This is a genomic window from Acinetobacter larvae, from assembly GCF_001704115.1.
Taxonomy (GTDB): domain Bacteria; phylum Pseudomonadota; class Gammaproteobacteria; order Pseudomonadales; family Moraxellaceae; genus Acinetobacter; species Acinetobacter larvae.
On sequence record NZ_CP016895.1, the window covers coordinates 1247123 to 1272484 of the forward strand.

Sequence of the window (25362 nt, forward strand, 5' to 3'; positions counted from 1 at the left end):
AAAAATATCGTATCTATGACTAATTTTAAAGCTGCCTTGAACAGGTAGCTTTTTTTTAATCATTTTATTGCTCAAATAATGTTTAAAATTAAATCTATTATATTGAATCGCTTAATATTATTTTTGCTTGGTTTTTAATCAAAACTTTCGCAATTTATTGAAAAAATCAAGTGATTGAAAATTATACTTTTGTTTATTTATTAGGCTTAAGTGTAATCTTATTTAACAATTGTAATTCGAGATAATTGATAAAAAATCAATAAAATGAAGTAATTTAATTTTAATAAAATATAAGATGCTGAAAAATATAAATAATATTTATTGGTTTTTGTACTTTGTTTATAAAAACTCAATTGTTTCTCATTTTTATGGTTTTTTTATGAATGTAATTTATACAAATCAGTTGGATTTATTTAATAACATGCAATCTTAAGTTTGATAAATATCACATTAACTTAAAAAATACGCATAACAATTTAGTTATATTTAAAAGTTGGGTTTTTAAAAGCGTATATAGAAATTAATGTATGTCAAACAATAACTTTTATTGCTTATGTGTTTTACACAAAAATTATGTCTATAAATGATAATTAGACGATGTTTTATGCAGGCAATAAAAGAACACAAAAGAAAATGTTGGGTAATTAAGGTGTGCATAAGATGAATAAAGTATACAAATGTATTTGGAATGCTTCATTAGGTACTTGGGTCGCTGTTTCCGAACTGGCGAGTTCAAAAAAGAAAACAAAATCATCCGTGAATGAGGTGGGGTGTAAATCTACACCAAAAGCAACCAGTAAAAGTATTTTATTATTGAGTGTTACGGCGTTGACGTTAGCTTTATCGTCGTTAAGTCATGTGAATGCAGCGGGTACAAACTCCATTACATTAGGTAAAAATGCAAAACCCATAGGCAATAATTCTATTGCCTTAGGGGAAAATACTGTTGCGGCTGGCGAAAACGCTACAGTCATAGGTGGACATTCTAGCAGTACGTCAATTAACTTAGCCACTGTAAATCTAAATTCAAATACTATAAAAAGTGGACTAGGGTTAGCAACAACTGCAACTAATTTTTATGGAAATATTGCAGCAAGATATGTTACCTCAATAGGAACATCTAATGCCATTTTATCTGGTTCATCAGTAGCAATAGGAAATAAAATTACTATTTTAAATGGTAATACTATTAGCTCGCTGGCTGATTTGGATAATCAATCAAAGCTTTATGGTGATAAAACAAGTGCTCGTAGTGTTGCGGTCGGGGATACGATTGAGATTGGTGCTAATTCAGGAGATTCAATCGCATTAGGTGTTGGTACTAAGATTGGAGCAGGATCGAAAGGCGCGATATCTATTGGTGCTGAAAGTAAGTCTGGAGCAGTAAAGGCTGTTGCATTAGGGATGGGGAGCTCGGCGAGTGCCACAGATTCTGTAGCAATAGGTTCTAATTCGCAGGCCACGTTAGCAAATACTGTATCTTTTGGTAGTTCGAGTTTACAGCGTAAATTGACTTTTGTGGCACCCGGTGCAGTTGCTAACGCATCTTTTGATGCAGTCAATGGTAGTCAGCTCTTCCTCACCAATAGCAAACTAGCAGACAGTTTAGGTGGCGGATCTAAGTTAAATGCCGACGGTAGCATCACAGGACCAAGCTATACGGTTAATGGGAAAAATATCACCAATGTAGGTGCGGCACTTTCTGAGTTAAGCAATCAAATATCGACATCAGCAAATGGCGGTACACCTGTTTTGCAGACAGATGCCGCTTTCAGTTTTCAAACGAATGGTCAGTATTGGGGTACTCTTTCAGGGCGTGATGATATTAAATTGGATCAAGCTGGCCTTAGTGAAAAGTACTTTTATGGTTATGCGATAGGTCGTGATGCAATTGTAAGAAATTCTACTTCTAACAATAATAAAGGAAATGCAAACATTGCATTTGGTGATTCAACGCTAGCAGAAGGTTCTCATAGTATTGCTATGGGTGCTGCTGCAACAGCCAATGGTGGTATTGCATTGGGTGCTTTTTCGGTAGGTAAATCGCAAGGTGTTGCTGTAGGAAGGGAGGCAATTGCTAATACAAATAGTGTGGCAATAGGTGCAATTTCCTCGGCTGTCAGTACTGGTGGTGTGGCGATTGGACGTTTTGCAACAGTCGACAAAAACGATGCTATTGCTTTAGGACGTAATGCTAAAGCAGTACATGAAAATGCAATCGCTATCGGTGCAGCCTCATTAACAAGTGCTGCCAATACCGTATCTTTTGGTAGTTCGAGTTTACAACGTAAATTGACTTTTGTAGCACCAGGTGCAATTGCGAATGCATCTTTTGATGCAGTCAATGGTAGTCAGCTTTATCTTACCAATAGCAAACTAGCAGACAGTTTAGGTGGTGGATCTAAGCTCAATGCCGATGGTAGCATCACAGGACCAAGCTATACAGTTAACGGAAAAAATGTCACCAATGTGGGTGCTGCGCTTTCTGAGTTAAGCGATCAAATATCGACATCGAATGGCAGTGTAGCAGTGCCAATTTCCACTTCGACGAGTGGTGATATGACTATCAGAAATAAAGATGATTGGCTATTGTTGAGTGATGAATATTACAAAGATAAAGTTACTACCGGTGGAACCAACGTTGCTGTTGGGAATAGTATTTTAATGGGGGAAAATGCTGTTATTGAAAACCCTGACGGAGGGACCAAGCATGGTGGTGCTGTTTTAATTGGTAGTAATGCGAGAGGAGAAAGTTATGGATCGGTTGTCTTAGGTGCTAGTGGATATGCTAAGGGTAGTGGAACTGCTATAGGTACGTTAACTGTAGCGGGTGATAGTGCTGTTGCAGTAGGTCGTAATGCGTTGGCAAATAATAAGTCAACAGCTATTGGTCGAGATGCCCTAGCAAAAGCTGAAAATAGTATTGCTTTAGGTAATGGTTCATCGGTTACAGCACAAAATAGTATTGCGATTGGTAATGCCTCAACAGCTACAGCAGCAGATACCGTATCTTTTGGTAATGAAACTCTGCAAAGAAAATTGACTAATGTCAATAAAGGTATAATCTCTGAGGATTCAGTCGATGCGGTCAATGGTAGTCAGCTGTATGCAACGGGTAAATCTGTAGCCGATGCGCTCGGTGGCGGTGCAACGATTGGTGCTGATGGTAAAGTGACTGCGCCTACTTATACCGTTGATGGTAAAGAAGTGAAAAGTGTTGGCGATGCGATCAGCAATGTTGATGGTCGTGTAACAGATAACACCACCAACATTAGCAACATCACTGAAACCTTAAACCAAGGTGCCTTTAGTGTATCTGCCAATGGTACGGGTGCGGTGAAGGTTGCCAAAGATGCAACCATCGATTACACCAATAAAGATGGCAATATTAACATCACGCAAAGTGGTACAGACTTCCAATTTAACTTGGCAGATCAATTGACAGTCAAAGACGGCATTAAAGTCGGTACTGATGGTCCTTCGCTTGGTAAAGATGGTATTGATGCAGCAAACAAAGTTATTAGTAATGTTGGTACTGGTACGGTAGGTGCTGGTTCTAAGGATGCAGTGACAGGTGATCAACTCTTTACATCGAATGAAAAAATCAAAGAGCTTGATGACAAAATCAAAGATTCAGGTTTGATCGGAGATGATGGTAAGGCAATCGCTGCGGTAACTTATGATAAAAACGGTAATGTTGTACTAACTGGTAAAGACGGTAGTCTGATCAGCAATGTTACAGGTGGTAGCATTGCAGCAAATTCAAGCGAAGCCATTAATGGTAGTCAGCTATATGCAACGGGTAAATCTGTAGCCGATGCGCTCGGTGGCGGTGCAACGATTGGTGCTGATGGTAAAGTGACTGCGCCAACTTATACCGTTGATGGTAAAGAAGTGAAGAGTGTTGGCGATGCCATTAGCAATGTTGATGGTCGTGTAACAGATAACACTAGCAGCATTACAAGCATCACTGAAACACTAAACCAAGGTGCCTTTAGTGTATCTGCCAATGGTACGGGTGCGGTGAAGGTTGCCAAAGATGCAACCATCGACTACACCAATAAAGATGGCAATATTAACATTACGCAAAGTGGCACAGACTTCCAATTTAACTTGGCAGATCAGCTGACAGTCAAAGACGGCATTAAAGTCGGCACTGATGGTCCATCACTCGGTAAAGATGGTATTGATGCGGCAAACAAGGTCATTAGTAATGTTGGTGCTGGTACGGTAGGTGCTGGTTCTAAAGATGCCGTGACAGGTGATCAACTCTTTACATCGAATGAAAAAATCAAAGAGCTTGATGACAAAATCAAAGATTCAGGTTTGATCGGAGATGATGGTAAGGCAATCGCTGCGGTAACTTATGATAAAAACGGTAATGTTGTACTAACTGGTAAAGACGGTAGTCTGATCAGCAATGTTAAAGGTGGTAGCATCGCAGCAAATTCAAGCGAAGCTATTAATGGTAGCCAGCTGTATGCAACGGGTAAATCTGTAGCAGATGCCTTAGGTGGCGGTGCAACGATTGATGCTGATGGTAAAGTGACTGCGCCAACTTATACCGTTGATGGTAAAGAAGTGAAAAGTGTTGGCGATGCGATTAGCAATGTTGATGGTCGTGTAACTGATAACACCAGCAGCATTAGCAACATCACTGAAACCTTAAACCAAGGTGCCTTTAGTGTATCTGCCAATGGTACGGGTGCGGTGAAGGTTGCCAAAGATGCAACCATCGACTACACCAATAAAGATGGCAATATTAAGATTACGCAAAGTGGTACTGACTTCCAATTTAACTTGGCAGATCAACTGACAGTCAAAGACGGCATTAAAGTCGGCACTGATGGTCCTTCGCTTGGTAAAGATGGTATTGATGCAGCAGGTACGGTAATCAGTAACATCAAAGATGGTGTTAATGCTGGCGATGCAGTAAGCAAAGGTCAATTAGACAAGCGCTTAGAAAGTGCAGGCGTTCTCGATAAAGACGGTAAAGCGATTGCTGCGGTAACTTATGATAAAAACGGTAATGTTGTACTAACTGGTAAAGACGGTAGTCTGATCAGCAATGTTAAAGGTGGTAGCATCGCAGCAAATTCAAGCGAAGCTATTAATGGTAGCCAGCTGTATGCAACGGGTAAATCTGTAGCAGATGCCTTAGGTGGCGGTGCAACGATTGATGCTGATGGTAAAGTGACTGCGCCAACTTATACCGTTGATGGTAAAGAAGTGAAGAGTGTTGGCGATGCCATTAGCAATGTTGATGGTCGTGTAACAGATAACACCAGCAGCATTAGCAACATCACTGAAACCTTAAACCAAGGTGCCTTTAGTGTATCTGCCAATGGTACGGGTGCAGTGAAGGTAGCCAAAGATGCAATCATCGACTACACCAATAAAGATGGCAATATTAACATTACGCAAAGTGGTACAGACTTCCAATTTAACTTGGCAGATCAACTGACAGTCAAAGACGGCATTAAAGTCGGCACTGATGGTCCTTCGCTTGGTAAAGACGGTATCGATGCAGCAAACAAAGTCATTAGTAATGTTGGTACTGGTACAGTAGGTGCTGGTTCTAAGGATGCAGTGACAGGTGATCAACTCTTTACATCGAATGAAAAAATCAAAGAGCTTGATGACAAAATCAAAGATTCAGGTTTGATCGGAGATGATGGTAAAGCAATCGCTGCGGTAACTTATGATAAAAACGGTAATGTTGTACTAACTGGTAAAGACGGTAGTCTGATCAGCAATGTTAAAGGTGGTAGCATCGCAGCAAATTCAAGCGAAGCTATTAATGGTAGCCAGCTGTATGCAACGGGTAAATCTGTAGCAGATGCCTTAGGTGGCGGTGCAACGATTGATGCTGATGGTAAAGTGACTGCGCCAACTTATACCGTTGATGGTAAAGAAGTGAAAAGTGTTGGCGATGCGATTAGCAATGTTGATGGTCGTGTAACTGATAACACCAGCAGCATTAGCAACATCACTGAAACCTTAAACCAAGGTGCCTTTAGTGTATCTGCCAATGGTACGGGTGCGGTGAAGGTTGCCAAAGATGCAACCATCGACTACACCAATAAAGATGGCAATATTAAGATTACGCAAAGTGGTACTGACTTCCAATTTAACTTGGCAGATCAACTGACAGTCAAAGACGGCATTAAAGTCGGTACTGATGGTCCTTCACTCGGTAAAGATGGTATCGATGCGGCAAACAAAGTTATTAGTAATGTTGGTGCTGGTACGGTAGGTGCTGGTTCTAAGGATGCAGTGACAGGTGATCAACTCTTTACATCGAATGAAAAAATCAAAGAGCTTGATGACAAAATCAAAGATTCAGGTTTGATCGGAGATGATGGTAAGGCAATCGCTGCGGTAACTTATGATAAAAACGGTAATGTTGTATTAACTGGTAAAGACGGTAGTCTGATCAGCAATGTTACAGGTGGTAGCATCGCAGCAAATTCAAGCGAAGCCATTAATGGTAGCCAGCTGTATGCAACGGGTAAATCTGTAGCCGATGCGCTCGGTGGCGGTGCAACGATTGGTGCTGATGGTAAAGTGACTGCGCCTACTTATACCGTTGATGGTAAAGAAGTGAAAAGTGTTGGTGATGCCATCAGCAATGTTGATGGTCGTGTAACTGATAACACCAGCAGCATTAGCAACATCACTGAAACCTTAAACCAAGGTGCCTTTAGTGTATCTGCCAATGGTACGGGTGCGGTGAAGGTTGCCAAAGATGCAACCATCGACTACACCAATAAAGATGGCAATATTAAGATTACACAAAGTGGCACAGATTTTGAGTTCGACCTAGCAGACACTATACGTGTTAAAAAAGAGATACAAGTTGGTGGCATTACTTTATCTGATAAAGGTTTGGATATCAGCAATGGGCCAAACATTACTCAAGGTGGAATTAATGCTGGTGGCACAAGAGTAACCAATATCGGTAAAGGTGCCTTGAAAGAAGGTTCTTCAGATGCTGTGACTGGTGGACAATTGTACGATACCAATAAAGCTGTAGCAGATGCTTTAGGTGGTGGTTCAACTGTTGGTACAGATGGTAAAGTCACTGCGCCTACTTATACCGTTGATGGCAAAGAAGTGAAAAGTGTTGGCGATGCGATCAGCAATGTTGATGGTCGTGTAACAGATAACACCACCAACATTAGCAACATCACTGAAACACTAAACCAAGGTGCCTTTAGTGTATCTGCCAATGGTACGGGTGCGGTGAAGGTTGCTAAAGATGCAACCATCGACTACACCAATAAAGATGGCAATATTAACATTACGCAAAGTGGTACGGACTTCCAATTTAACTTGGCAGATCAATTGACAGTTAAAGACGGCATTAAAGTCGGTACTGATGGTCCTTCGCTTGGTAAAGATGGTATTGATGCAGCAGGTACGGTAATCAGTAACATCAAAGATGGTGTTAATGCTGGCGATGCAGTAAGCAAGGGTCAATTAGACAAGCGCTTAGAAAGTGCAGGCGTTCTCGATAAAGACGGTAATACAATTGCTGCAGTGACTTATGGTGATGACGACAATGTTGTGCTGAAAGGCAAAGATGGTAGCGTGATTAGCAATCTCGGTGCAGGAAAAATTACTGATCAATCAACCGAAGCGGTCAATGGTAGCCAGCTGTACGCGACTGGTAAATCTGTAGCCGATGCGCTCGGTGGCGGTGCAACGATTGGTGCTGATGGTAAAGTGACTGCACCAAGCTATACCGTTGATGGTAAAACCGTAAATAACCTTGGTGATGCCATTAGCAATGTTGATGGTCGTGTAACAGATAACACCACCAACATTACCAACATCACTGAAACCTTAAATCAAGGTGCCTTCAGTGTATCTGCCAATGGTACGGGTGCGGTGAAGGTTGAGAAAGATGCAACCATTAACTATGCCAATAAAGATGGCAATATTAAGATTACGCAAAGTGGTACGGACTTCCAATTTAACTTGGCAGATCAATTGACAGTCAAAGACGGCATTAAAGTCGGTACTGATGGTCCTTCGCTTGGTAAAGATGGTATTGATGCAGCAGGTACGGTAATCAGTAACATCAAAGATGGTATCAATGCTGGCGATGCAGTGAGCAAAGGTCAATTAGACAAGCGCTTAGAAAGTGCAGGCGTTCTCGATAAAGACGGTAATGCAATTGCTGCAGTGACTTATGGTGAAGATGGTAATGTTGTGCTGAAAGGCAAAGATGGTAAAGCGAGTCATATTCGCAATGTTGCGGCAGGTACAATAACTGCAACCTCAACAGATGCAGTCAATGGTGCTCAGATTTATAACAGCAATAAAGCTGTAGCGGATGCCTTAGGTGGTGGTGCTACGGTTGATGCCGATGGTAAAGTCACTGCACCAACTTATACCGTTGATGGTAAAACGGTGAATAATCTCGGTGATGCCATTACCAATGTCGATAAATCTATTACCAATGTTGATAACCGCGTAACCAACATCACTGAAACCCTAGACAAAGGTGCCTTTAGTGTTTCTGCCAATGGTACGGGTGCAGTGAAGGTTGAGAAAGATGCAACCATTAACTATGCCAATAAAGATGGCAATATTAACATTACGCAAAGTGGTACGGACTTCCAATTTAACTTGGCAGATCAATTGACAGTCAAAGACGGCATTAAAGTCGGTACTGATGGTCCTTCGCTTGGTAAAGATGGTATTGATGCAGCAGGTACGGTAATCAGTAACATCAAAGACGGTATCAATGCTGGCGATGCAGTGAGCAAAGGTCAATTAGACAAGCGCTTAGAAAGTGCAGGCGTTCTCGATAAAGACGGTAATGCAATTGCTGCAGTGACTTATGGTGAAGATGGTAATGTTGTGCTGAAAGGCAAAGATGGTAAAGCGAGTCATATTCGCAATGTTGCCGCAGGTACAATAACTGCAACCTCAACAGATGCAGTCAATGGTGCTCAGATTTATAACAGCAATAAATCTGTAGCGGATGCCTTAGGTGGTGGTGCTACGGTTGATGCCGATGGTAAAGTCACTGCACCAACTTATACCGTTGATGGTAAAACCGTGAATAACCTCGGTGATGCCATTACCAATGTCGATAAATCTATTACCAATGTTGATAACCGCGTAACCAACATCACTGAAACCCTAGACAAAGGTGCCTTTAGTGTTTCTGCCAATGGTACGGGTGCGGTGAAGGTTGAGAAAGATGCAACCATTAACTATGCCAATAAAGATGGCAATATTAACATTACGCAAAGTGGTACAGATTTTGAGTTCGATCTAGCCGACACTATAAAAGTCGATAACGTGAATGTCGCAAATGCGGTGAAAGTTGGTAACAATGTTGCATTAACCAATAAGGGCTTAGAAATTGTCGATGGACCAAGTATTACGCAAGGTGGTATTAATGCTGGTGGCACTAGAGTGACAAATCTTGCTAAAGGCGCACTGACAGCAGGTTCTACCGATGCAGTAATTGGTAGTCAATTATTTGAATCGAATGAAAAAATCAAAGATTTAAATGACAAAATTATCAATTCAGGCATTATTGGCAATGCCGTAACCTATGATGATCAAGGCGTTGTAACGCTTAGAGAAAATGCTGGTAAAGGCACAACGATTAGTAATGTTGCTGCTGGCACAGTTGCTGCAGACTCTACAGAGGCTGTCAATGGCGCTCAGATCTATAGCAGCAATCAATCTGTAGCGAATGCCTTAGGTGGTGGTGCAACGGTTGGTACAGATGGTAAAGTCACTGCGCCAAGCTATAGCGTGGATGGTAAAACCGTCAATAACCTCGGTGATGCGATTAGCAATGTTGATGGTCGTGTAACAGATAACACCAGCAGCATTACGAGCATCACTGAGACCCTAAACCAAGGTGCCTTTAGTGTATCTGCCAATGGTACGGGTGCGGTGAAGGTTGCCAAAGATGCAACCATCGACTACACCAATAAAGATGGCAATATTAACATTACGCAAAGTGGTACGGACTTCCAATTTAACTTGGCAGATCAGCTGACAGTCAAAGATGGCATTAAAATTGGCGCCAATGGTCCATCAATAACTAAAGATGGTATTGATGCGGCAGGTACGGTAATCAGTAACATCAAAGACGGTATCAATGCTGGTGATGCAGTGAGCAAAGGTCAGTTAGACAAGAGCTTAAAAGACGTTGGTATTTTGGGTGAAGATGGCAAACTCTTAAATGTCGTAACTTATGATGAAAGCGGCAAAGTGAGCCTCAATGACAATGCCGGTCAAGGCAGTACATTGACCAATGTTGCTAATGGCAAAATTGCGAAAGATTCTCGTGATGCGATTAATGGTGGTCAACTCTTTACCAGTAATGAGAACCTTGCCAAAGCCTTGGGCGGAGGTGCAATGCTAGACAATAACGGCAATCTCATTGGACCTAATTATCAGATAGGTGGTCAAGTCTTTACCAATATCGGTGGTGCATTAAGCAATATCGATGGTCGAGTGAGTACGATCCAAGGTCAAGTCAATAATATTGTCGCCAAATCTGAAGGCACTGTAAGTTATGCTGTTGATGGAAATGGTCAGGTTGATAAAGACAAATTGGAGTTAGCTGGCAAACCAGCAAACATTGCTAAAGACAGTAAAGGGAATAGTGTCGTGACTTCTGGTGGTACAACCATTCAAAATGTTGCGAACGGTGTTACCGCTTCTGATGCAGTCAATAAAGGCCAATTAGACAAAACTTTATCTGATGCCAAAGACTATACCGATCAGCGTATTAATGACGTGACCAATGGTATGAGTGAAGACATTAGCAATGTGAAAACTGATGTAAATAACCTCAAAGAGGGTAAAGACGGGATGTTCCAAGTCAATACCCAAGCACCTGCAGTTAAACCAAAAGCAACTGCTGAAAACACACTTGCTGGTGGTAGTGGTGCAGAGGCAAGTGCTGAAAATGCAGTCGCATTGGGTAATAATGCGGTTGCCAAAGGCAAAAATAGCGTAGCACTCGGTCAGGGCTCAGTTGCAGATCGTGAGAATACCGTCTCTGTTGGTAGTGAAGGCAAAGAACGTCAAATTACCAATGTTGCAGCGGGAACCAAGGCGACTGATGCCGTGAATGTATCGCAATTAAATGATGTGAAATCTACACTTGCCGAAACGCAAGAGGTCTTCACACAACAAATTAATGATACAAACCGCTATGTTTATAATGTCGACAAACATTCTCGTGCCGGTATTGCGGGCGTGTCGGCCATGGCGAACATTCCACAAGTTATGGCTGGTGGTCAGAAGTCATTAGGGGTCGGTGTTGGTAGCTATCGTGGTCAAAATGCGATTGCTGTCGGTGGTTCGTTCTCATCTGATGATGGCAAATGGGTCTTCAAAGGCAGTGCGGCATTTAACAGCCAAGACAAATCTACCGTTGGTGCTGGTGTGAGTCGCGTATGGTAAGTAAATACTGCTAAAAAACACCAATCTCATTAATTTTTTGAAACAAAAAAGATCACCTCTGCGGAGGTGGTCTTTTTTTTGGGGAGCAATTTTCTAACTTTGCATACAAATTCCTAGAAATGAGTACTAGTTTGTTTATATTTTAATTTTATTGATAACACTGAAATTAATGACTAAAAGGACGATAAAAATACAAAAAATGATCTAATTGAACATATGTTATACAAAAAATGTTTAAAAATTACATTTGTAGTGTATGATTGCGATGTTTTTGATCAAAGCGTGATTTGTATCACTATTTAAAATTGAGTTCATTGAGAAACTCATTGGGGTTGGTATTATGAATAAAGTCTATAGGGTTGTTTGGAATGCTTCACTTGGAGCTTGGGTTGCAGTTTCAGAACTAGCAAAGTCAAAATCTAAATCAACTACAAAATCTATTGTTAATGCTGTTGCATTAGCAGGATTAGTGAGTTTCTCAGCTGATGCTTTTGCGGCTGCTAGTAACGGTGGTAGTGGAAGTGGAACCGTAATTTCATCTTGTACTGCGACTAGTGGCGGAGATAAAGCAGCAAACAGTGTCGGTAGTAATTCTGTTGCGATAGGGTGTAATGCAGAGGCGGGTAGTAATAACGGAATATACGATCGTAAAAACCCATACAATCAAAAAAGACCTGGTGCATCGGGAACAAATTGGGTATCTGGGACTGGTGGAAATACTGCTATTGGTAGTGGTGCTAGTGCAGGTATGAATGATACGGGATTAGCTACAGCGATTGGTACTTATGCCACTGCTAGTAATACAGCAGCTGTTGCAATCGGCGTTGCAGCGATGTCAACTGGTAATACATCATTAGCGCTTGGTCGACAATCAGCAGCAACCAAGGACTATGCACAAGCGATTGGTAACGTTGCGGCAGCTACTGGTAAAGGTTCTTTGGCTGTTGGACACTCTGCTACTTCAACTGGAAATCGCTCAATTGCGATTGGTTCTGCTGATATTGATAGTGCTACCAGTACTGATCCAAACCAACAAGGTACGGATTATCAAACCAAAGATCAGACTTTATCTGAAGGTAAGGACTCAATTGCGATTGGTGCAGCAGCAAAAGCAACAAAAGACAATGCTTTGGCAGTTGGTGCGCATGCAAAAGCTGAAGGTAAAGATTCTACTGCGATGGGCTATAAGTCTACAGCAACTGGTGCTGATTCTTTTGCATTAGGTCGTGAGGCAAGTGCTAAAGCAAATAATGCCTTTGCCATGGGTGCAAGCTCAGAAGCTTCTGGTGAAAATGCTTATGCAATGGGTTCTCAATCTAAAGCAACTGGTAAAAATGCTTTTGCTATGGGCGGTGAATCTCAAGGTCTAGGCGAAAATGCTTTAGCAATCGGTGGTTTATCTACTGCAAAAGAAAAAAATTCTATTGCTGTTGGTGTGAATGCAAAAGCTAATTATGAAAACAGTGTGGCACTTGGTACTGGTGCGGAAGTTAATCATTTAAATAGTATTGCAATTGGTGAAAACTCTAAAACAAGTGATTATACAACGACAGCATATCTTTATAATGAGGGCGTTGCTGGTGCAAAAGCAGATGGTGGCGTGTCTTTTGGTACCGTTGGAAATGAACGACGCTTGCAAAATGTTGCAGCGGGTTCTTTAGACACTGATGGTGTGAACGTATCTCAATTAAAAAAACATAAAGCAATTACTGATAAAACCGGAAATGATATTGCTAACAACTTAGGTGGTGATTCAAAATTTAATGCTGAAACTGGCGCAATTAGTGCTCCAAATTATAAAGTTGGTGGTAATACCTACACTACTGTTGAGGGAGCATTAAAAGCAACAAAGACAGAAGTTGTTCAAGGCGATAACATTAAGGTTACTCAAACAACAGGTAATGATGGTCAATCAATTTATAAAGTAGAAACGCAAAAGGACGTTAACTTTGATAAAGTGACTGTTGGTAGTGTAGTAATAGACAAGACAGTAAATACCATTGAAGGTTTAAGCAATAAAGATCTTTCAGCAGCAGATTTTGCAGAGAAAGGTCGAGCAGCGACTGAAGAGCAATTAAAACTTGTTAAAGATGCGGCAGATAAGACAGATGATTTTGCTGTTAAATATGACAAGAATAGCGATGACACCGTCAACTACGATCGCGTTACTTTAGGTGGAGATAAAGGCACAGTAGCCATATCGAACCAAGATCAAACCACAGGTGTTATCACAACCACAGGTGGTACGCAGTTAACCAACGTTGCAAGCGCAGGTGACTATACTGATGTAGCTAATGCAAGCAATGCGGTGAACGCAGGTGACTTGAACAATGCTGTCATTAATACAGGCAAAGATTTAACAGCGAAAGGCTTAAACTTTGCAGGTAACACAGGTACAGCAATTCACAAAGACTTGGGTGCAACATTAGACATCGTTGGTGGATTGGCTGCTGGTAAAGCATCAAGTTCAGAAAACATCAAAACCAAGACCAATGATAAAGGTCAATTAGAAATTGAATTGGCGAAAAATCTAACAGGTCTAGAATCAGCGAAAGTTGGTGATGTTTATATTAACGGTTCAAGCAATACCATCGAAGGTTTAAGCAATAAAGATCTTTCAGCAGCAGATTTTGCAGAGAAAGGTCGAGCAGCGACTGAAGAGCAATTAAAACTTGTTAAAGATGCGGCAGATAAGACAGATGATTTTGCTGTTAAATATGACAAGAATAGCGATGACACCGTCAACTACGATCGCGTTACTTTAGGTGGAGATAAAGGCACAGTAGCCATATCGAACCAAGATCAAACCACAGGTGTTATCACAACCACAGGTGGTACGCAGTTAACCAACGTTGCAAGCGCAGGTGACTATACTGATGTAGCTAATGCAAGCAATGCGGTGAACGCAGGTGACTTGAACAATGCTGTCATTAATACAGGCAAAGATTTAACAGCGAAAGGCTTAAACTTTGCAGGTAACACAGGTACAGCAATTCACAAAGACTTGGGTGCAACATTAGACATCGTTGGTGGATTGGCTGCTGGTAAAGCATCAAGTTCAGAAAACATCAAAACCAAGACCAATGATAAAGGTCAATTAGAAATTGAATTGGCGAAAAATCTAACAGGTCTAGAATCAGCGAAAGTTGGTGATGTTTATATTAACGGTTCAAGCAATACCATCGAAGGTTTAAGCAATAAAGATCTTTCAGCAGCAGATTTTGCAGAGAAAGGTCGAGCAGCGACTGAAGAGCAATTAAAACTTGTTAAAGATGCGGCAGATAAGACAGATGATTTTGCTGTTAAATATGACAAGAATAGCGATGACACCGTCAACTACGATCGCGTTACTTTAGGTGGAGATAAAGGCACAGTAGCCATATCGAACCAAGATCAAACCACAGGTGTTATCACAACCACAGGTGGTACGCAGTTAACCAACGTTGCAAGCGCAGGTGACTATACTGATGTAGCTAATGCAAGCAATGCGGTGAACGCAGGTGACTTGAACAATGCTGTCATTAATACAGGCAAAGATTTAACAGCGAAAGGCTTAAACTTTGCAGGTAACACAGGTACAGCAATTCACAAAGACTTGGGTGCAACATTAGACATCGTTGGTGGATTGGCTGCTGGTAAAGCATCAAGTTCAGAAAACATCAAAACCAAGACCAATGATAAAGGTCAATTAGAAATTGAATTGGCGAAAAATCTAACAGGTCTAGAATCAGCGAAAGTTGGTGATGTTTATATTAACGGTTCAAGCAATACCATCGAAGGTTTAAGCAATAAAGATCTTTCAGCAGCAGATTTTGCAGAGAAAGGTCGAGCAGCGACTGAAGAGCAATTAAAACTTGTTAAAGATGCGGCAGATAAGACAGATGATTTTGCTGTTAAATATGACAAGAATAGCGATGACACCGTCAACTACGATCGCGTTACTTTAGGTGGAGATAAAGGCACAGTAGCCATATCGAACCAAGATCAAACCACAGGTGTTATCACAACCACAGGTGGTACGCAGTTAACCAACGTTGCAAGCGCAGGTGACTATACTGATGTAGCTAATGCAAGCAATGCGGTGAACGCAGGTGACTTGAACAATGCTGTCATTAATACAGGCAAAGATTTAACAGCGAAAGGCTTAAACTTTGCAGGTAACACAGGTACAGCAATTCACAAAGACTTGGGTGCAACATTAGACATCGTTGGTGGATTGGCTGCTGGTAAAGCATCAAGTTCAGAAAACATCAAAACCAAGACCAATGATAAAGGTCAATTAGAAATTGAATTGGCGAAAAATCTAACAGGTCTAGAATCAGCGAAAGTTGGTGATGTTTATATTAACGGTGCAAGCAATACCATTGAAGGTTTAAGCAATAAAGATCTTTCAGCAGCAGATTTTGCAGAGAAAGGTCGAGCAGCGACTGAAGAGCAATTAAAACTTGTTAAAGATGCGGCAGATAAGACAGACGATTTTGCTGTTAAATATGACAAGAATAGCGATGACACCGTCAACTACGATCGCGTTACTTTAGGTGGCGATAAAGGCACAGTAGCCATATCGAACCAAGATCAAACCACAGGTGTTATCACAACCACAGGTGGTACGCAGTTAACCAACGTTGCAAGCGCAGGTGACTATACTGATGTAGCTAATGCAAGCAATGCGGTGAACGCAGGTGACTTGAACAATGCTGTCATTAATACAGGCAAAGATTTAACAGCGAAAGGCTTAAACTTTGCAGGTAACACAGGTACAGCAATTCACAAAGACTTGGGTGCAACATTAGACATCGTTGGTGGATTGGCTGCTGGTAAAGCATCAAGTTCAGAAAACATCAAAACCAAGACCAATGATAAAGGTCAATTAGAAATTGAATTGGCGAAAAATCTAACAGGTCTAGAATCAGCGAAAGTTGGTGATGTTTATATTAACGGTTCAAGCAATACCATCGAAGGTTTAAGCAATAAAGATCTTTCAGCAGCAGATTTTGCAGAGAAAGGTCGAGCAGCGACTGAAGAGCAATTAAAACTTGTTAAAGATGCGGCAGATAAGACAGATGATTTTGCTGTTAAATATGACAAGAATAGCGATGACACCGTCAACTACGATCGCGTTACTTTAGGTGGAGATAAAGGCACAGTAGCCATATCGAACCAAGATCAAACCACAGGTGTTATCACAACCACAGGTGGTACGCAGTTAACCAACGTTGCAAGTGCAGGTGACTACACTGATGTAGCTAATGCAAGCAATGCGGTGAACGCAGGTGACTTGAACAATGCTGTTATTAATACAGGCAAAGATTTAACAGAGAAAGGTTTAAACTTTGCAGGTAACTCTGGCGAATTCCATCGTGACCTTGGTGAGAAAGTCACTATTAAAGGTAAAGGTGAGAAAGCTGATGACCAATACAGCGCTGCAAATATCAAAACCATTGCAGATGATAAAGGCAATATTACTATTGCATTAGACAAAGACTTTAAAACAGAGACTGTTACAACGAATCAAATTACCTTAACAGGTAAAGATGGTTTAAATGGAACAGATGGTTTAAGTCTCAGTGCACAAGATGGTAAACCAGGTCTAGATGGTAAAGATGGCAATACCCGTATTGTTTATAAAAAACCAGATGGTACGACTGAAGAAGTTGCTACATTAAATGATGGTTTGAAATTCAAGGGTAACCAAGGCAGTAGCATCGAGAAGAAACTCAATCAAGAGTTAGAGATTGTTGGTGGTTTGGCTGATGATAAATCTGCAAGTTCAGAAAACATTACAACTGTCAATAAAGATGGCAAGTTAGAAATTCAATTAGCGAAGAACCTAACTGGTCTAGAGTCTGTAACTGTTGAAGATGGTCTGGGTAATAAGACATATACAACAGCAGCTGGTACTCAAGTTAAAGATACGCTTGGCAACACGACTACAATGGTTGCTGGGGGGACTGCAGTAGAAGATATTCATGGTAATAGAACAACTGTAAGTTCAGGTGTTGTGAATATTAAAGATAATAATGGAACAACGATTGTTAATGGTTCAGGTTTAACCATTAATAACGGTCCATCATTTACTACAAATAAAGTAGATGTAGCTGGTAATAAAGTTATTAATGTTGCAGCTGGTACGGATGCAACTGATGCTGTAAACGTAAGCCAACTTGAAAAGACTGGTGAAGAATTAACAGCGAAAGGTCTAAACTTTGCAGGAAACTCTGGCGAATTCCATCGTGATCTTGGTGAGAAAGTCACTATTAAAGGTGAAGGTGAGAAAGCTGATGACCAATACAGTGCTGCAAATATCAAAACTATTGCAGACGATAAAGGCAATATCACTATTGCATTAGACAAAGACTTTAAAACAGAGACTGTTACAACGAATCAAATTACCTTAACAGGTAAAGATGGTTTAAATGGAACAGATGGTTTAAGTCTCAGTGCACAAGATGGTAAGCCAGGTCTAGATGGTAAAGATGGCAATACCCGTATTGTTTATAAAAAACCAGATGGTACGACTGAAGAAGTTGCTACATTAAATGATGGTTTGAAATTCAAGGGTAACCAAGGCGAAAGTATCGACAAGAAACTCAATCAAGAGTTAGAAATCGTTGGTAGTTTGGCTAATGATAAAGCTGCAAGTTCTGAAAACATTACAACTGTGAATAAAGACGGTAAGCTAGAAATTCAATTAGCGAAAAACTTAACTGGTCTTGAATCATTAGAAGTTGGTAATACAACGATCAATAATAATGGTTTGACTATTAATAATGGTCCAAGTATTACTGTTGATGGCATCAATGCTGGTAATAAAGTCATTAATAATGTGGCTGCTGGTAAAGATGGCAAAGATGCGGTTAATGTGGATCAGTTGAAAGATGCTGGTAAAGATCTAACCGTAAAAGGTTTGGATTTTGCAGGAAACTCTGGCGAATTCCATCGTGACCTTGGTGAGAAAGTCACTATTAAAGGTGAGGGTGAGAAAGCTGATGACCAATACAGCGCTGCAAATATCAAAACCATTGCAGACGATAAAGGCAATATCACTATTGCATTAGACAAAGACTTTAAAACAGAGACTGTTACAACGAATCAAATTACCTTAACAGGTAAAGATGGTTTAAATGGAACAGATGGTTTAAGTCTCAGTGCGCAAGATGGTAAGCCTGGTCTAGATGGTAAAGATGGCAATACCCGTATTGTTTATAAAAAACCAGATGGTACAACTGAAGAAGTCGCTACATTAAATGATGGCTTGAAATTCAAGGGTAACCAAGGCGAAAGCATCGACAAGAAACTTAATCAAGAGTTAGAAATTGTAGGTGGTTTAGCTAAAGGTAAATCCTCAAGCGCAGAGAACATTACAACTGTTAACAAAGATGGCAAGTTAGAAATTCAATTAGCGAAAAACTTAACTGGTCTTGAATCATTAGAAGTTGGTAATACAACGATTAATAATAATGGTTTAACCATTAAGAATGGTCCAAGTATTACAACTGAAGGCGTTAATGCTGGTAATAAGATTATTACTAATGTTGCCAATGGTACAATTGCAAAAGATTCAACAGACGCAGTAAATGGCGGTCAAATCCAAGCAATTGCAGATAATATTAGAAATAATATTAAGAAAAACATTGGTGGTAATACGACGATCAACGATAACGGTGATATTTCAACAACAAACCTTGGTGGTACGGGTACTACCAATGTTCATGATGCAATTTTGTCGATTAATAAAACTGCAAAAGCTGCTAAAACTGAAGTTGTTGAAGGTGATAATATTGAGGTAACTTCAACCACTGGTAAGGATGGTCAGAGCATCTATACTGTTGCGACTAAAAAAGATTTAAATCTTGATAGCGTAACAATTGACGATGGTAAAGGTAATATTACTGTTCTTGATAAAACAGGCACCAATGTTAAAGACGAAGATGGTGATGAATCACATTATGGTGCTAAAGGCTTAGTTGCTAAAGACAAAGATGGTAATAGTACTATTCTTAATCAAAATGGTCTAAGTTTTATTAATGCAGAAGGCAATATTTATGGTCCGAGTATTACTGCAGGCGGTATTAATGCAGGCAATACCATTATTATGAATGTTGCGAATGGTGTGATTGCAAAAGACTCTAAAGATGCAGTCAATGGTGGTCAAATTAGCGATATTTCAAATAGTATCGGTAATAGTATTGGCGGTGAAACTGTTGTAAATAATGACGGTACCATCACAACTTCTAATGTTGGTAATACTGGTAAAAATAATATTCACGATGCAATTGATTCAATTCGTAAAGATGCTGAAACTGCGAACAGTGGTTGGAATGTTGCAACGGAGAATGGTAAAGCAAGTAATGTGAAACCTGGTGATACAGTGACCTTTAAAGGTGACGATAACATTAAGGTATCTAATGATGGCAATAATGTTACTGTTGAACTTGCTAAGGACCTTAATGTTGACAGCATTACTACGGGCGATACAAGCATTAATGATAATGGGCTCACCATTGCCGGTGGTCCAAGCGTGACCAAAGACGGTATTGATGCGGGTGGTAAAACCATTACTGGTGTTGATAGCGGTTTGAAAGACAAAGATGGTAATAAAACTGATCTTGCACATGCAGATGGTAACAATGCTGTCAATGTTGATGACTTACGTAATACCGTCGGTACCGCAACTGCTGCAGCGAAAACTGAAGTGGAAGCTGGTAAAAATATGGTTGTGAATAGTAAAACCGGTGCCAATGGTCAAACCATTTATACGGTTGAAACTGCTGATGACGTAAACTTCAAGAGTGTAACTTCAGATAAGGTTACGGTGGGTAATGTTCAAATTGACAAAGATGGCATTAACGCTGGTGGTCAAAAAGTTACCAATGTTGCAGATGGTACGATTGCCAAAGACTCTAAAGATGCAGTCAATGGTGGTCAGCTTTATGCACATGGCGAAGGTGTGAAAAACATCATTGGTGGTAATACCACGTATAACCCTGAAACAGGTACTTATACCAATAAAGATATTGGTGGTACTGGTAAGGACAACATTAACGATGCTATTGGTAGTCTAAATGGTGCAGTGACCAATATGGGTGATCAAATCACCAACTTGGGAGACCGCATGGAACAAGTGTTCTATGACACCAACAAACGTATCGATAATGTTGAGAAAAAAGCCAATGCCGGTATCGCAGCTGCGATGGCAATGGAAAGTGCACCATTTGTAGCGGGTAAATATACCTATGCAGCGGGTGCAGCATACCATGGTGGTGAAAATGCAATTGGTGTGACATTACGTAAAACTTCTGACAATGGTCGTTGGTCAATTACTGGCGGTGTTGCAGCAGCCTCACAAGGTGATCCAAGCGTCCGTATTGGTATCAGCGGTGTGATTGACTAAGTAGATAACTGTTTGTAAACAGCATCTTCGGATGCTGTTTCCCCAGTAACCATTTAAAGAGTAAAGACTATGAATCTAATCGTAAAAGCATTATCTATTGGGATTATTTCAGCCTTGTCATTGACTGCGATTGCTCAGACAGAAAGCGCTGAGCAACAAGAAGTGACGTTTCCTGAAATAGACAAAAGCTATTTAAAACAAGTCAATCGTTATGAATATAACGATGTAGCACGCCTAAGTACGGGCTTAACCAAAGACCAATTTCGTCATGTTTTAGGAAATCCGCATTTTAGCGAAGGTCTATTTTTTGTAAAAACGTGGAACTATGTTTTAGATATTCGTATTCCAGATACACAAGATTATAAGCGTTGCCAGTTACGGATTGATTTTGATAAAGAGACTTTGTCTGAACGTTTGTCTTGGAAAGGACAAGACTGTCAAGATTTTATGTATCCTAAACAACCTGTCGTTGTTGCAGAAAAACCAACTGAAATTTTAAATTTAAGTGCAGATGCATTGTTTAAATTTAATGGTTCGAGCACAGCCGATTTATTGCCACAGGGTAAAAATGAGTTAAATCAATTAGCGAATGCGATTGGTTCAAATTACACCAATGTAAGCCGCATACATTTGGTGGGACATACCGATCGTTTAGGAAATGATTCCTATAATTATCAATTGGGCTTACAGCGTGCAGAAACCGTACGCCAATATTTGCTAAGTCATGGTATTCCAGAACAAGTGATGAGTGTTGCCAGCGCAGGAAAAAGTCAGCCTATTAGCAATGGTTGCTATGATGTGAAAGCAGGCAATGCCCAAAAAGCCTGTTTACAGCCTGACCGTCGTGTCAGTGTTGAAATTACAGGGATGAAAAAGTAATTTCTAAGAATTAGGTTTTTAAAAAGGCTTACTTGCTTATAGCAGGTAAGCCTTTTTATTTTATGAGGAACTGTTGATATTTTTATAAACGGTACAATTTTTGGTAACCCATTATGAACGTTCAGCAAAAATAAAAGTATCTGCTAAAATTAAAAAATAATCTTTTTCTATCATAAAATTAGATATATAAGATAAAGATAACCACATAAAAATAAACTTAAATAACTGTAACCTCTGACACAGTCTACAAAGATTGTCTTTGCCACAATAACTTTATCTTAAAGGCACAGATCAGAAGTGAGCTCGTAGGCTTATGTCAGATACCAGCATAGCGCAACAAATAATGGGCTTGAACGCCAAAAAATCAGGAAAAGTCACCGCATGGCTTGAGCAGTTGCGGCAGTATGCTATTTATTGCTTACTGCCCGTGACCTTGTTTATGTTGTGGTGGATTGCTGCGCATAATGCTTGGATGCCTGTACAAATTTTACCAAGCCCTGAAATAACTTGGCAGACCTTTAAGGATTTATCCGCCAATGATTTATGGTGGCAACTGGGTCGCAGTTTAAAGTTGTTTGTGACAGGTTTAAGTTTGGGTATATGTGGTGGCATTATTTTAGGTAGCTTATTGGGATATAGCCGCACAGTCGAACAGTATTTTTCTGCTACTTTTTATGCCTTGGCGATTATTCCAACCTTGGCCTGGCTCCCGCTATTCATGATTTGGTTGGGAATTGAAGATGCTTTGAAGATTTTTATTATTTTTAAAGCAACATTAATTCCAATTGCAATACATACGCAGGCAGGGGTACGTGATATACCGCCTAAATTAAAAGAGACGGCAGCAATATTAAGGTTATCACCCCAGATGACTTTTCTGAAATTATTATTACCCGCCAGCCTGAGTTATTTCTTTACTGGTTTAAGACTGGCAATGGCTGCTGGTTGGACATCGCTTATTGCTGTGGAACTTTTGGCTTCATCGGAAGGTATTGGTTATCTCATGGTAACGGGGCGACAATTATTTCAGCTCGATATCGTCTTTGTCAGCATTTTTATGATTGGCTTAGTGGGTATTTTTTCTGATTTGCTGTTGCAAAGTTTAGAGCGTCGTTTTGTATTTTGGCCACATGCAGCACTGACTGCACATGCTGTAGAGAGAAAATCTAAGGCTCAAGTTTATAAAGCTTGGCTAATTCCAGTTGTATTGGTTGTATTTTGGTTTTTGTCTACAGCACAACAGTGGCTGTCGGCAGATATATTACCGACACCATTTGCAGTAGGGCAGGCATTATTTGCTGGCATAACAGATGGAACTTTACTGTCTGCGATGTATTACAGTTTATATCATGCTTTATTGGGCTTAGCTTTAGGTAGTGTCGTTGGAATAATTACCGGCATTGTGCTTGGTTTATTTAAACCTTTACAAGACATTTTTGCACCTACACTGAATACGCTGAGATTGATCGCAATATTTGCTTGGATTCCTTTATTGACTGCATGGTTTGGTTTAGGTGATGCATCCAAAATCATTTTTATTGCCTTGGCAACATTTTTCCCAATGTTTATTGCATCGTGGAAAGGGATGTTAAATGTCCCACAACAATTAAATGAAGCGGCAGATATTTTAAAACTCAGCATCTGGCAAAAAGTAAAAATTTTAATTCTCCCTAGTATTAACCCCGCAATATTTGCAGGTTTACGTTTGGCACTGCTGTATTCATGGTTGGCATCTTTTGGCGCGGAATACTTGATGGGATCGGGTAACGGAATAGGCAGTTATATGATGGCTGCACAGCAATATTTTGAAATGGACCGCGTAATCGCAGCCACTCTTTTAGTCACCATACTGGGTGCAATCTTAACCTGGCTTGGAAAAATAACAGAAAATCGTGCAACGACATGGCGTCGTCATAAGGGATAGCAAATGAATTCGAGTGTCAATTATCAATCTGAGCAAGCACGTGTAACGCTACCATTAGGTTCGCATCAAGCTTTGCTGAGTTTAAGAAATATTCAAAAGTATTTTGTAGTTAATCAACAGCCAGTCAAAGTAATTGAAAACTTTAATTTGAATATCAATGAGGGGGAATTTATCGCAATTGTGGGCAGTAGTGGCTGTGGTAAATCGACTTTATTAAGGCTATTGGCTGGGCTTGATGCTGATTTTGAAGGGGAGATTATTATTGATGGCAAACCTATTCAAGGTATTGCCAAAGATCGTGCTGTGGTATTTCAAGAACATCGTTTGTTTCCTTGGCTGACTGTTGAACAAAATATTGAGTTAGGGTTATTAAATGAAAATATAAGTGCTGCCCATAAACGAGAGCATATTAAAAATGCAATTGAGTTAATCGGGTTGCAGCATTTTGAAAAGGCTTATCCGCATCAGTTGTCCGGTGGTATGGCACAGCGTGTTGCGATTGCGCGTAGCTTGGTTACACAGCCGAAAATATTTTTATTGGATGAGCCTTTTGGTGCTTTGGATGCATTAACCCGTCATCAAATGCAGAATGAATTATTGCGGATTCAATCGCAGCAAAAAATGACCACTATTTTTATTACGCATGATGTGGAAGAGGCAGTAACACTGGCAGATCGGGTGGTTATTTTAAAACCCAAGCCAGGACGTATAGCGCAAATTATAGAGGTCAATTTAACCCGTCCAAGAAATCGTGCCAGTTTTGAATTGCATCAACTCAAAGAGCGGATATTCAAAATTTTGACAGAAGATAAAATTATCTAGTGGGAGAAAGTTGATGAATGGTTCTAGACGAGGTTTTTATCAACAGGCTTTTCTGGCTCACCCTGTTGTTTATAACGCAGTTGTTGATCCTGTGCAGTATGTCGATCCTTTTCGCGCGCAGCAGAGCAGGATGAATCAACGCATAGCTACTGTTCCTCGGCAAAAAATAGCGGCGGCTATCGCTTTGGTCGTGCTGGCACATACTGCAATATGGTATGTGGCACAACAGTTTCCGACGCAGCCCTTATTAGACAAAAAGGCTACACCAGTAGTTGTGGAAATTGTACAGCCTGAGCCGCAGCAAGAACCCGCTAAGGTCATTGAACCAGAGGTTATTAAACCGAAGATTCCACCGGTTTCAACAAAAGCTGCTGTACCAGCAAAACCAGATAAAGTGCCGACTAGCCCAAGACCAGCACCAAGCAAAGTGGTTACAGCAGCGATCGATCAAAGCAAAGCTGTGGCGACAACCAATATTGCACCAGCTCGATCAGCGACAAGTCCTAATACACAGCCAGTTGCCGTAGCTCCAGCATCGCCTGCACCAGCTGAAAGTCTAGCCACACAGCCTAATTTGCCGCTGACAGAAGCCAAAGGTTATGCCGGTTATCTCAGTAATCCAGCACCCGATTATCCAGAGATTGCTTTGGATCGTGGCTGGGAAGGCTCAGTGATGTTACGAGTCAATGTTTCGGCAGCTGGGCTGCCCCTGAGTGTCAGTATAAAACGAGGCAGTGGTCGTAAAGTTTTAGATGATGCCGCAATTCGTACGGTGAAACGCTGGAAGTTTTCTCCAGCCATGCGTGGCGCCACTGCGATTGAAGGTTGGGTTGATGTACCAATTGACTATCGTTTACCGCGCTAGTGTTTGCAAGAAAATTTTTTTATTATT

5 protein-coding genes and 1 pseudogene are annotated in these 25362 nt (G+C 40.6%); all 6 read left to right on the forward strand.

Annotated elements, in window-relative coordinates; genetic code table 11:
* Nucleotides 1-660: 660 nt before the first annotated feature.
* Nucleotides 661-11388, forward strand: a pseudogene (locus tag BFG52_RS05560) (ESPR-type extended signal peptide-containing protein); the annotation flags it as partial.
* Between the two features lie 403 nt (nt 11389-11791).
* Nucleotides 11792-20845 (forward strand): ESPR-type extended signal peptide-containing protein, encoded by a 9054-nt coding sequence (locus BFG52_RS16975; RefSeq protein ID WP_067553440.1) that lies wholly within the window; start codon nt 11792-11794, stop codon nt 20843-20845.
* Nucleotides 20846-20914: 69 nt separating this feature from the next.
* Nucleotides 20915-21724, forward strand: a complete 810-nt coding sequence (locus tag BFG52_RS05570) for an OmpA family protein (RefSeq protein WP_067553446.1) — start codon at nt 20915-20917, stop codon at nt 21722-21724.
* Nucleotides 21725-22067: 343 nt separating this feature from the next.
* Nucleotides 22068-23648 carry an ABC transporter permease gene (locus tag BFG52_RS05575; RefSeq protein WP_407639245.1) on the forward strand — a complete coding sequence of 527 codons (1581 nt, stop codon included), beginning with the start codon at nt 22068-22070 and terminating at the stop codon, nt 23646-23648.
* Nucleotides 23649-23651: 3 nt separating this feature from the next.
* The gene (locus BFG52_RS05580) at nt 23652-24470 is read left to right on the forward strand and encodes an ABC transporter ATP-binding protein (RefSeq protein WP_067553452.1); all 819 of its coding nucleotides are present in this window, start codon (nt 23652-23654) and stop codon (nt 24468-24470) included.
* Between the two features lie 13 nt (nt 24471-24483).
* Nucleotides 24484-25335 carry an energy transducer TonB gene (locus BFG52_RS05585; RefSeq protein ID WP_067553453.1) on the forward strand — a complete coding sequence of 284 codons (852 nt, stop codon included), beginning with the start codon at nt 24484-24486 and terminating at the stop codon, nt 25333-25335.
* Nucleotides 25336-25362 lie beyond the last annotated feature (27 nt).

Bases quoted from the DNA above. Each gene is read 5' to 3' on its own strand.
- BFG52_RS05580 (WP_067553452.1), top strand. From the start codon at position 23,652: ATGAATTCGAGTGTCAATTATCAATCTGAGCAAGCACGTGTAACGCTA.
- BFG52_RS16975 (WP_067553440.1), top strand. From the start codon at position 11,792: ATGAATAAAGTCTATAGGGTTGTTTGGAATGCTTCACTTGGAGCTTGG.
- BFG52_RS05570 (WP_067553446.1), top strand. From the start codon at position 20,915: ATGAATCTAATCGTAAAAGCATTATCTATTGGGATTATTTCAGCCTTG.
- BFG52_RS05575 (WP_407639245.1), top strand. From the start codon at position 22,068: ATGGGCTTGAACGCCAAAAAATCAGGAAAAGTCACCGCATGGCTTGAG.
- BFG52_RS05585 (WP_067553453.1), top strand. From the start codon at position 24,484: ATGAATGGTTCTAGACGAGGTTTTTATCAACAGGCTTTTCTGGCTCAC.